General features: G+C 66.3%; 9 protein-coding genes. 6 read left to right on the forward strand and 3 right to left on the reverse strand.

The genetic code is table 11. The annotated features are described in order from the left end of the window. Window positions 1-60: 60 nt before the first annotated feature. From AC5Y2S_RS23860 to AC5Y2S_RS23885, 6 genes are all read left to right on the forward strand, one after another. Window positions 61-1,002 (forward strand): class I SAM-dependent methyltransferase, encoded by a 942-nt coding sequence (locus tag AC5Y2S_RS23860; RefSeq protein ID WP_499958759.1) that lies wholly within the window; start codon window positions 61-63, stop codon window positions 1,000-1,002. 28 nt (window positions 1,003-1,030) lie between these two features. Next, complete coding sequence (locus AC5Y2S_RS23865; RefSeq protein ID WP_499903265.1) at window positions 1,031-1,963, forward strand: class I SAM-dependent methyltransferase; 933 nt, start codon at window positions 1,031-1,033, stop codon at window positions 1,961-1,963. Continuing rightward, on the forward strand, window positions 1,964-2,893 hold the full coding sequence (locus AC5Y2S_RS23870; protein WP_499958761.1) for an SAM-dependent methyltransferase: 930 nt from the start codon (window positions 1,964-1,966) through the stop codon (window positions 2,891-2,893). Between the two features lie 104 nt (window positions 2,894-2,997). Continuing rightward, a complete protein-coding gene (locus tag AC5Y2S_RS23875) occupies window positions 2,998-4,428 on the forward strand; it encodes an aldehyde dehydrogenase family protein (RefSeq protein WP_499958763.1) in 1,431 nt (476 codons plus the stop codon). A gap of 60 nt (window positions 4,429-4,488) precedes the next feature. After that, complete coding sequence (locus tag AC5Y2S_RS23880) at window positions 4,489-5,349, forward strand: SDR family oxidoreductase (protein ID WP_499958765.1); 861 nt, start codon at window positions 4,489-4,491, stop codon at window positions 5,347-5,349. A 4-nt stretch (window positions 5,350-5,353) separates the two neighbouring features. Next, window positions 5,354-6,322, forward strand: a complete 969-nt coding sequence (locus AC5Y2S_RS23885; RefSeq protein WP_499958767.1) for an NADPH:quinone oxidoreductase family protein — start codon at window positions 5,354-5,356, stop codon at window positions 6,320-6,322. Here the strand turns inward: AC5Y2S_RS23885 and AC5Y2S_RS23890 are convergent. From AC5Y2S_RS23890 to AC5Y2S_RS23900, 3 genes are all read right to left on the reverse strand, one after another. Then, window positions 6,319-8,124: a PE family protein gene (locus AC5Y2S_RS23890; RefSeq protein WP_499958768.1), complete on the reverse strand. Its 1,806-nt coding sequence runs from the start codon at window positions 8,122-8,124 to the stop codon at window positions 6,319-6,321. The two genes, AC5Y2S_RS23885 and AC5Y2S_RS23890, sit on opposite strands and share 4 nt — an antisense overlap. Before the next feature lie 119 nt (window positions 8,125-8,243). Next, entirely contained in the window at window positions 8,244-9,980 is a 1,737-nt protein-coding gene (locus tag AC5Y2S_RS23895; protein ID WP_499958769.1) for a PE family protein, read from the reverse strand. Window positions 9,981-10,174: 194 nt separating this feature from the next. After that, window positions 10,175-11,842, reverse strand: a complete 1,668-nt coding sequence (locus AC5Y2S_RS23900; protein ID WP_499958770.1) for a PE family protein — start codon at window positions 11,840-11,842, stop codon at window positions 10,175-10,177. Window positions 11,843-11,872 lie beyond the last annotated feature (30 nt).

Here is an 11,872-nt window from a genome sequence, read left to right on the forward strand (position 1 = left end):
CAGTGAAGTTGCGCACAAAGCGCATAGGCTAACTAACTTATTCGGTAGCATGGTGCCGTCATGACTGATGTGGACGCCTCCTTACCGCCTTCCCTTCGGACCGACGGCGACAGCTGGACCATCACCGAACTCGTCGGCGCCACGGCGCTGGGTGTTGCCGCGGCGCGCGCCGCGGAAACGGCCGGACCCGACCCGCTGATCCGTGACGAGTTTGCCCGCCTCTTGGTGTCGTCGGCCGGTACCGCGTGGGCGCGGCTGGCCGACGCCGAGCTGGCCTGGCTCGATGGGGATCCAGAAGGGCAACGCGCGCATCGGCTCGGCATCGACTACCAGGCGGTGCGCACCCACTTCTTCGACGAATACTTCGCCACCGCCGTCAGCGCCGGGATTCGGCAGGTCGTGATCCTGGCCGCCGGGCTGGACTCGCGGGCCTACCGGTTGAACTGGCCGGCCGGCACCGTGGTTTACGAGATCGACCAGCCCAAGGTGCTCGAGTACAAGACCCGGACCCTGCAGGAACACGGCGCGGCTCCCACCGCAGGCCGGCGGCCCGTTCCGGTGGATCTTCGTGACGACTGGCCCGCGGCCCTGACCGCCGCCGGCTTCGACCGCACCCAACCGACCGCGTGGCTCGCCGAGGGGTTGCTGCCGTATTTGCCCAGCGACGCCCAGGACCGGCTGTTCGAAACGTTCACATCGCTCAGCGCGCCGGGCAGCCAGGTCGCCATCGAGGCGTTCGGCATGAACAAACGAAGCAATTCGCAGCGCTGGCTGCGGATGCGGGAGCGACTCGGGCTGGACGTCAACGTGCAGGCGCTGACCTACCACGAGCCCGATCGGACCGACGCCGTTGCCTGGCTGACCGACCACGGTTGGCAGGTGGACGCCGTGAACAACCGCGACGAGATGGCCCGCTTGGGCCGCCCCGTTCCCGACGACCTGGACGACGAGGCCGTCCGCAGCACGCTGCTGCGCGCGCGTCTCGGCGGGTTGAACAGCTGATTAAGGAGCAAGCAACGCTATGAGCTCACTGCGCACCCACGACGACACCTGGGACATCAAGACCAGCGTCGGCAGCACTGCCGTCATGGTGGCCGCCGCCCGCGCCGTCGAAACCGAACGGCCCGACCCGCTGATCCGTGACCCGTACGCCCGGCTGCTGGTCAGCAACGCCGGCGCCGGCGTCTTGTGGGAGGCGATGCTCGACCCGGAGATCGCGGCCAAGGTCGAGGCCCTCGACGAGGATTCTGCGGCCCACCTGCACCACATGCGCGGCTACCAGGCGGTACGGACGCACTTCTTCGACACCTTCTTCACCGATGCCGTCGCCGCCGGGATCCGCCAGATCGTCATCCTGGCGTCGGGGCTGGACTCGCGCGCCTACCGGCTGGACTGGCCGGCCGGCACCACGGTGTACGAGCTCGACCAGCCCGAGGTGCTCGCCTACAAATCCACCACGCTGGCCGAGAACGGCGTGAAACCCTCCGCGGATCGCCGCGAGGTGGCCATCGACCTGCGCCAGGACTGGCCGGCGGCGCTGCGTGCCGCGGGCTTCGACCCGACGCAGCGCACCGCATGGCTTGCCGAGGGGCTGCTGATGTACCTGCCCGCCGAGGCTCAGGACCGGCTCTTCACCCTGATCGGCGAGCTGAGCGCCGCCGGCAGCCGGGTGTCGGCCGAAACCGCGCCCAACCACGCCGAAGAGCGGCGCCAGCTGATGCGGGAACGCTTCAGGAAGGTGGCCGACGAGATCGGCTTGGAGGAGACCGTCGACGTCGGGGAGCTGATGTACCGCGACGACCACCGCGCGGACGTCGCGGAGTGGCTCAACGAACACGGCTGGCGCGCGACGGCGGAGCACTCGATCGACGCGATGCGCCGGCTGGGCCGCCTTGTCGAGAACGTCCCGATGGCCGACGACAAGGACGCGTTCTCCGACTTCGTGATCGCCGAGCGGCTGTAGATGCCGCGCACCGCGGACGACTCCTGGGACATCGCCACCAGCGTCGGGGCGACCGCGGTGATGGTGGCGCTGGCCCGCGCCGCCGAGACCGCCAGCCCCGAGCCGCTGATCTCCGACCGATTCGCCGAGGTGCTGGTGTCTACTCCCGAACTCGAGGGGGTTCGCGAGCAGGTCGCCGCCTGGTGGGCCGGGGATCCCGACGATGAGGTGGACCACGCGGTCGGCGCTCAGCAGACGATCAACTATCAGGCGGTCCGCACCCACTTCTTCGATCGCTACTTCGCCGCGGCTGCAACGGCCGGTATTCGGCAGGTGGTGATCCTCGCGGCCGGGCTGGATTCGCGTGCCTACCGCCTCGACTGGCCGGACGGCACCGTCGTCTACGAGATCGATCTGCCCAAGGTGCTGGAGTACAAGGCCGAGACGCTCGCCGCGCACGGGGCCGCCCCGATCGTCGACCGGCGCCCGGTGCCCGTGGACCTGCGCCACGACTGGCCCCTCGCGCTGCGCGACGCCGGCTTCGATGCGACCTGTCCGACCGCCTGGCTCGCAGAGGGGTTGTTGCCGTTTCTGCCGGCGGCCGCGCAGGAAGCCATGTTTGCCTCGATCGACGAGCTGAGCGGATCGGGCAGCCGGGTGGCCGTGGAAATCTTCGGTGCCGACGAAGAAAAGCGCAAAGAGGCCGAACAAAAGTGGGCCGAGCTGCGGGCCAAACGCGAAGCGCGCGGCGAGGACACCTCGTTCAACCCCTTTGATCTCTGGTTTGACCACGGCGGCCGCTCGGAGCCGGCCGATTGGTTCGCCGCGCAGGGCTGGGAGACGGAGTCGGTGAGCGCGCGCGAGGAAAGCGGGTCGGTTGGGGCGCCCGCCGGAGTCCGACGCACGGCCGTTTGTGAACAGCTTCGTGACGGCAACCAAACCCTGAGCTAGGGCGGATCCTTCCTACTGCTCCCCCAACCGGATGGTTAGGATCGCGGTTATCACCGATGAGCGGCCACCCGCACTGCAGCGGGCGACTCTGCTCGGGAAGGACCATGATGACCACCGAATCGGTTGCACAGAAATCCAAGGAATCCACGAACGGCGCGTCAGCTCAGACTCTCGACATCCCCGCCACGGTGGCCCGGCTCCGCAAGACATTCGCCTCCGGGCGGACCCGCGACGTCGAGTGGCGCAGGCAGCAGTTGCTGCAACTGCAAAAGCTGATGGAGGAGAACGAGGAGGCGATCAGCGCCGCCCTCGCCGCGGACCTGGACCGCAACAAATTCGAGTCGTTCATCGCCGACATCGGGACGACCGTCGGTGAGGCGAAATACGCGGCCAAGCACCTGCGGAAGTGGACGCGCCGCCGCTACCAACGGCTGGAGCTGCCGCAGCGGCCCGGGCGCGGCTGGATCGAGTACGAGCCCTACGGCACCGTGCTGATCATCGGCGCGTGGAACTACCCGTTCTACCTGACGCTGGGTCCGGCGGTCGGGGCGATCGCCGCCGGCAACGCCGTCATCCTCAAGCCGTCGGAAATCGCGCCCGCGTCATCGAAATTGATGGCCGAGCTGGTGCCGCGCTATCTCGACAACGACGCGATCGCGGTCGTGGAGGGCGACGGCGCGGTGAGCCAGGAACTGATCGCGCAGGGCCTGGACCGCCTGATGTTCACCGGCGGCACCGAGATCGGCCGCAAGGTCTACGAAGGCGCGGCACCGCACCTGACCCCCTGCACGCTCGAGCTCGGCGGCAAGAGCCCGGTGATCGTGGCCGCCGACGCCGACCTGGACGTCGCGGCCAAGCGGATCGCATGGATCAAACTGCTCAACGGCGGGCAGACCTGCGTCGCACCCGACTACGTGTTGGCCGACGCGAAGATCCGCGACGAACTCGTCGACAAGATCGGCGCGGCCATCACGAAGATGCGCTCCAAGGAGCAACAGGGGATACGCATCGTCAACCAGCGCCAGTTCGACCGGATCAGCGGTTACCTCTCGGACGGGGACGGCAAGGTCACCGTCGGAGGCGCCTGCGACGCGTCGACCCTGCGCATCCAGCCGACGGTCGTCGTCGATCCCGACCCGGACGGCCCGCTGATGCAGAACGAGATCTTCGGGCCGATCCTGCCGGTGATCACGGTCCAATCCCTGGACGAGGCAATACGTTTCGTCAACTCGCGGCCAAAGCCGTTGTCCGCATACCTGTTCACCAAGGCGAAGGACATCCGCGAGCGGGTGATCAAGGAGGTGCCCGCCGGCGGCATGCTGGTCAACCACCTGGCCTTCCAGGTGTCGACCGCCAAGCTGCCGTTCGGCGGCGTCGGCGCCTCGGGTATGGGCGCCTACCACGGCCGCTACGGCTTCGAGGAGTTCAGCCACCGCAAGTCGGTGCTGACCAAGCCGACCCGGCCCGACCTGTCCAGCTTCATCTACCCGCCGTACACGGAGCGGGCTTTCAAGATGGCCCGCAGGATCTTCTGACGGCGTCGACCGCCCTAAATCGCTTGCCAGATACAGTTTTTCACATCAGAGAGGAACCTTATGCCCGGAGTGCAGGATCGTGTCATCGTCGTCACGGGAGCCGGTGGAGGACTGGGGCGCGAATACGCCCTCACCCTGGCCAAGGAGGGCGCCAGCGTCATCGTCAATGACCTCGGCGGAGCCCGCGACGGCACCGGCGCCGGCCACAACATGGCCGACGAGGTGGTCAAGGAGATCAAGGACGCGGGCGGCCGGGCGGCGGCCAACTACGACAGCGTCGCCGAGCCCGAGGGCGCCGAGAACATCATCAAGACCGCGCTCGACGAATTCGGCGCCGTCCACGGTGTGGTGAGCAACGCCGGGATCCTGCGCGACGGCACGTTCCACAAGATGACATTCGAGAACTGGGACGCCGTGCTCAAGGTGCATCTGTACGGCGGGTACAACGTCATTCGCGCCGCCTGGCCGCATTTCCGCGAGCAGAGCTACGGGCGCGTCGTCGTCGCCACCTCCACCAGCGGGCTGTTCGGCAACTTCGGCCAGACCAACTACGGGGCGGCCAAGCTCGGCCTGGTCGGCCTGATCAACACGCTGGCCCAGGAGGGGGCCAAGTACAACATCCACGCCAACGCGCTCGCCCCGATCGCGGCTACCAGGATGACCCAGGACATCCTGCCGCCCGAGGTGTTCGAGAAGCTCACGCCGGATTTCGTCGCGCCGGTGATGGCCTATCTGTGCACCGAGGAATGCGCCGACAACGGATCGGTTTTCATCGTCGGTGGCGGCAAGGTGCAGCGTGCCGCGCTGTTTCAGAACGACGGCGTCACCTTCGACCAGCCGCCGTCAGTGCAGGACGTCGCCGCGCACTGGACCGAGATCACGGACCTCTCCGCAGCGCAAAAGGCCGGATTCAAGCTCTAAGGTCATGAAAGCCTGTGTGGTGCAAGAGCTGTCCGGTCCGGACGGCATGGTCTTCACCGATATCGATGACGTCAGCGCCGACGGCAACCACGTCGTCATCGACGTCCGGGCCGCCGGGGTGTGCTTTCCGGACTTGCTGCTGACCAAAGGCGAGTACCAGCTGAAGCTGCCCCCGCCGTTCGTCCCGGGCATGGAAGCCGCCGGTGTGGTCAGCTCGGCGCCGGAGGGCTCGGGGTTCCGGGTGGGCGAGCGGGTCTCGGCGTTCGGGATCCTGGGTTCCTACGCGGAGCAGGTGGCCGTTCCCGTGCCCAACGTGATGCGCAGCCCCGCGGAACTCGATGACGCCGAGGCGGTTTCGCTGCTGGTGAACTACAACACCATGTATTTCGCGCTGTCGCGCCGCGCCGCGATGCGGCCGGGCGACACGGTCCTGGTGCTGGGTTCCGCCGGGGGAGTGGGCACCGCGGCCATCCAGGTGGCGCGGGCGATGGGCGCGAAAAAGGTGCTGGCCGTTGTGCATCGCGAAGCCGCGGCCGACTATGTCGCGTCGCTGGGCGCCGACCTGGTCGTGCCCCTGGCCGAAGGCTGGGCCGACCAGGTGCGTGACTACACCCAGGGCCGCGGGGTCGACATCGTCGTCGATCCCATCGGCGGCCCGGCGTTCGACGACGCGATCCGGGTCCTGGCGATCGACGGCAAGCTGCTGGTGATCGGCTTCGCCGCCGGCGGCATTCCGACCGTGAAGGTCAACCGGCTGCTGCTGCGCAACGTCAGCGTGGTGGGCGTCGCGTGGGGCGAGTACCTCAACAGGGTTCCCGGTTCGGCGGCCCTGTTCGCCTGGGGGCTGAACCAGTTGGTCTTTCTCGGGCTGAAACCCCCTCCGCCGCAGCGTTATCCGCTGTCGGAGGGGCAGGCCGCGCTGCAGAGCCTGGCCGACGGCGGTGTGCTGGGCAAGCTGGTGCTCGAGCCTTAGCCGGGCTCCGGCACGGGCTGGTCCAAAAAGGCGTAGTAAATCTCCTTGGCGGCACCCAAGATGACTCGGGCTTCGAAACCGCCGGCGAGCGTGCCCAATGCCATGTCAGCGGCCACCGGAGCGCCGAACGCGTAGATCAGCCCGTCCACGGGGTCGCCGTTGATCACCTGCGTGATGCCGTCGAGGAAGAGATTCAGGTCATAAGACGGGAGGGTGATTGCGACCGTCGTCGCGATGTCGGCCGTCGGAAGCAGCGTCGCGTAAGCCGCCGATGCCGAGCGCGCAATTGTGTTGGTGATTCTCGTGTTCGCCCATTGCAGGTTCGCGATGAGGGCGTCGGGCGAGGGCGGCGTCGGTGCCGGTGTCGGCCCGAAGGTCATGCCGCCGGAACCGACCTGCTCGATTGTCGACGTCAGGTTGGACAGTGCGACGTGCTGCGACGGAACGCCGGCGATTCCGGCATTGACGTCCTGGGTGAAGGCGGCGATACCCTGCGGTGTCGCCGTAGACAGAGCGCTCAGGACAGCGCCAGGACTGACCGGCGGGATCACCCCGAATGGAGTGGGAACGTTTGGCGGGTCCGGTGACCAGCCCTGGGTGGTGCTGCCGTAGCCCACGTCGACCAGGACCCGTAAGTCCGGCTGGACCAGGTCTGCGATGGGATTACCGATAATCGGGATGGCTCGAACGGGTTCCAGCAGCGGAAGGTTGGGTGTGTGCAGGATGAAATATTGGGTCTGAGTCGGGCCAGACGTGTTCGTTAACTGGGTGGCGGTTTCTATCTGGCTGAGCGAGAAATCCTGATAGGTGCCGTGCACGGTCGCGATGCCCATGAAGGCGTTGAGATCGGACAGAAGATTGATGGGGTATCTCGGGAAGTCCGCGAAGCCGTCGTACTCGATCGTATAGATGCGGGTCGGGAAGGAATTGTCCGGAGTCGCGGTGCCGAACGTCAGGCCCAAGCTCGGCATGCTCAGCCCTGGGAAGCGTGTGAGCAGACCACCGTTGGGGTTGCTCGGGTCTCCGACGAGGGTGAAGTTCAGGGTTACGCCCGGCGGTAGCAAGCTTCCGCCCGGCGTATTGGTGGGGTTGAGCGCCTGCATTTCCAATGAGGCGACAACGGTGCTCTGTGAGTAGCCGAAAACGTTGATGGTGTTTCCGGGGACGGCGAGTGGCTGGATCGCGTTGTTGAGGGCGGTCACGCCACGCGCCACCGACACGTTGAAGGTCAAGTCTTTGATGCCGGTGATCGGGTACAGACCCTCGGGCGTGAAGACCCCCACATTGTTCCCGCTGTTGGGCCAAAACGGGTCGATGTATTTTCCGGCGATGAGGGCGATCTGCTCCGGCGTGGGATTCGGGATCCCGCTGGGGCCCATGAGCAATGTCGTGACGGGGTCACCGGGCGGCACCGGGGGCGCCGCGTTCGTCAACGCACCCGTCACCGTGGTCGAGACGGGAGCGGTGCTGCCGCCCAGCAGCGCCTCGACGTCACCCTCAAGCGTGCCCAGCGCGTTCGACGCCGCGGCCTCAATTCCCGAGTACGCGCTCCCGGCGACGGCCAATGCGGTCGTGAACCGATCATGGAATGCCGCCGCCCGCCACAGGAGCGCATGGAACTCTTGGCCGTATCCGCCAAAGAATGCCGCGGTGAGCGCCGACACCTCATCTTCCGCCGCGGCAACCAGACTGGTCGTTGGCCCCGCGGCGGCCCCTCGGGCGGCGCTGATCGCGGAATCTAGTTTCGCCAAGTCTGCTGCGGCCGCCGCCATGGCTTGCGGCTCCGTAACCAAACTGGTCATCGATTATCGGCCTTCACGGTTGTGGCTCGACCGGACTTCCGCATGATTGTAGAGCGAACCCTGACGGAAAGCGCCTCCGCCGCAGCGTTATCCGTTTCCGTTAGCCTAGCGCCCGTCGATTACTGGGGACCTGGATTCGGCACCCCGGTGAAGATCGTCTCGCCCGCGTTCACGAAGTTGATGAGTTCGAAACCGCCTGCCAGCGTGACCAATCCGACATCGGCGGCGATCGGACGGCCGAACGCGTTCATGAGCCCGCCAACCGGATCGCCGTTGATCGCTTGCGTGATGCCGTCGAGGAACAGGTTCACGTCGTACGACGGGAGGGTGACCGCGATGGCGGTCGCGATGTCCGCGGTCGGGAGCAGCGTCGCGTAGGCGGTCGAGAAATCGCCCGTGAGGGTGCCGACGATGTTGGTGTTCGCGGATTCGATGGCCTGGATAATGCCCGTGGGAGTGGTCGGAAGCGACGCCGACGGCGGCATTGTCAGCTGGGCGAGGCCCGTTGATGCGGCTCCTGGCAGGGAGCCCGCCAGGCTCGACATATCGCTGGCGAAGGCGTTGACTCCCTGCGCGGTGGCTCCAGGCAAGAGGGCCCCCAGTTCCGTTGTCGCGCTTAGCGGCGGCAGGAAGCCGAAGGGGGTCTGGATATTGGCCGGGCTGGTCGAGTAGCCGAAGTTAGGGTCGCCGTAGCCCCAGTTGACGAGGAGCTTCAGGTCCGGCTGGATCAGGTCCGCGAGCGGGTTGCCGATGACCGGGAGCGCGCGCAGCGGCGTCAACAGCGGCAGGTTATCGGTGGGGATCATGTAGTAGTCGGTCATGCTGCCGGGGGTATTCAAAGGCGCGGATGTCGATCCCGGCAGTAAGAAAGCATTCGCGAGTTGAGTCGCCGTCAGATGCGGATAGGTTCCATGGATGAACACGATGCCGGCGAGGGCGTTGAGGTCGGCGAAAATATCGATCGGATAGCGCGGGAAGTCGGCGAAGCCGTCGTATTCGAGCGTCCAAATGGTGGTCGGGAAGTCATTGCTCGGCGTGGAGGTCCCGAAGGTGACGCCCAGGCTCGGGAAGCTCAGGCCCGGGAAGCGTGCGATCAGGCCGCCGTTGGGATTGGCCGGGTCACCGAGCAACGTGAAGTACACCTGGTTCGTCGCCGGGTTGAGTGAACCGACAAAGCCCTCGGCGAGGAGTTTTGGCATCTCCAGCGAGGAGATGATCGCACTCTGCGAGTAGCCCAGGATGGAAACGCTATTGGTCGGCCCGCCCAAGCCGGGCGTGATCTGCTGGTTGATGATGTTGTCCAGCGCGGTGACGCCGCGGGCCAAGGAGATGTCCAGCGTCAGGTCTTTGACGCCGCTGAACGGATACAACCCCTCGGCCGTGGTCACGGGGAGCGTGAGAGCGCTGGTGAAATTCTTCAGGTAGCGGCTGGTGACGTTGTCGACGTAGCTCTGTGGCGGGTTGGCGGTACCGGTGCCGGTCATGACCAAGATAGCCTTGACGGCCGGGTCGGCCGCCTGTTGTACCGCCGTGAATGCCGGGGCGGCCGTGCCGGTGAGCCCCAGCGTGCCGGCGATCTCGGCTTCGGCTTGCGCGTAAGCGTTTCCGGCGGCGCCCAAGGCCGCGACGAACTGTCCGTGGAACGCGGCCGCCTGCTGCAGCAGCGCCTGGTATTCCTGCCCGAACGAGCCGAAGAACTGCGCGGTGATGGCCGATACCTCGTCTTGGGCCGCCGCGGCCAGACTCGTGGTGGGGCCCGCGGCGGCCGCCTTGGCCTCGTCGATCGCCGAACCAATCGCAGAAGCATCCGCTGCGGCCGTCGTCAAGATCTGGGGCTGCGTGATCAAGCTCGTCATCGGCTCTTCCCTTCCGGACACGAGAGTCCCGACGACGCGGCTAACCCGATGACCAGGCGCATCGCCGGAACCGGCACCCAGCTAGCTTAGGAGCGCCAGCGTCTTCTTGTTGGCGTTTTGCACCGGCGTTTTTGGGCGTAGGAGCGCTGCCGCCGCCCGGGAGTGGCGTGTTTGTACCGGATCCATTGTGCGCGTTAGGGAATGAGGCTCTGGATGTCCTTGACGTTGCTCGCGAGTGCCGATGCGATGGTGAGGAATTCGACCCCGCCCGCGATCGTTCCCAGTCCTACGTCGGCCGCGATCGGATAGCCGATCGCGTTGACCAGGTTGCCCTGCCCGAGCTGGCTCAGGAAGAGCTCGGTGTCGTAGAACGGCAGCTCGGTGGCCAGCGAGTAGCCGATGTCGGCCGTCGGAAGCGCGACCGCGTAGTCGGTCGACACGATCTTGTTGACGGTGTCGAAGACCCGTTGCGGTGACGGGAAATTGGCTAGCGTCGTCGTCGGGTCCGGCGGCGAGGTCGGCAGGGTGAACTGCGGCACGACGGTGGTGGGGGGTTGCGACGCGATCTGCTGCAGGTCGAGCGAGAAGTCGTGGATCCCCTGCTGGGTTCCGGTCGCCAGCGCGTTGAACACGGTGCCCGGGTTGGCATCCGGGAACAAACCGAACGGCGTCGGCACGTCGGCGTAGCTCGTCGAGTACCCGAGGGTGGGGTCGGGACCGTAACCCAGATTGACCAGTACCTTCATGTCCGGCTGGATCAGATCGACCAGCGGCTTTCCGATGACCGGGATGGCATCCAGCGGCTTCAGCAGCGGCAGGTCCGCCGTGGGAATCATGTAGTACGTGGTGTTTCCGGTGTAGCCCGGGGACGTCGGCAATTGAATCGCGTTGTTGACCTGGGTCGTCGACAGATCCAGATATGTGGTGTGCACGAACACGATTCCCGCGACCGCGTTGAGGTCGGAAACGATGTTGATCGGATACCGCGGGAAGTCGGCGAACCCGTCGTATTCCAGCGTGTAGTTGGCCACGTGGTAGGGCGTGTTGGCATTCATCGCGGGATAGAAGTCCAGACCCAGGGCGGGCAGGGAGAGATTCGGGAACCGCGACAGCATGCCGCCGTTGGGGTTGACCTCGTTGCCGGTCAGCACGAAGTTGAGCATGTTGACGGGGGGCGGGTTCGCACCGAACAAAGAGGTGCCGTTGGCGAGGTTCTGCATCTCCAGCGAGGAGATGATGGCGCTCTGCGAAATGCCGAAAACCGTTACCGATTGCCCCTGATTGTGGATGGTGTTGTACAGCGTGTTGTCCAGAATCGTCACGCCCTCGGCGACCGACTGATTCAGCGGCAGGCTCTTGACACCGGTGAGCGGGTACAGCTGCTCGGGCGTGTACAGCGCTTCTAAGGTGGTCAGCGAACGGACGTAGAGGTTGTTGGCCCGGGTGACGAATGACGGTGACGGGATGGGGACCCCGGTGCCGCCGATGAAAATCGACACCAGGTTTGCCGGGAACGGGGGAATGGTGGCGGCGGGCACCGGCGCCGCGGGTGCGGCCGCTCCCAGCCCCAGGGTGCCGGCGATGGCGGCCTCCGTTTCCGCATACGCGATTCCCGCGGACGCGAGCGTCTGCTGGAACTGGCTCTGGTACGCCCCCAACCGCGCGACGAGGGCCTGATACTCCTGGCCGAACGTGCCGAATACATCGGCGATGGCCGCCGACACCTCGTCGCCGGCCGCCGCCGCCAGACCCGACGTCGGGGCCGCCGCCGCGGCCGTCGCGGCGCTGAACGCCGAACCGATTCCCTCGATTTCCGCCGCGACCGACGCCATCATCTGCGGCTCGGTGATCACATACGTCATCGGCCTGATCCTTTCCCGGCAAAGGCGTGA

The sequence above is a fragment of the Mycobacterium sp. NGS69 genome (assembly GCF_059812165.1).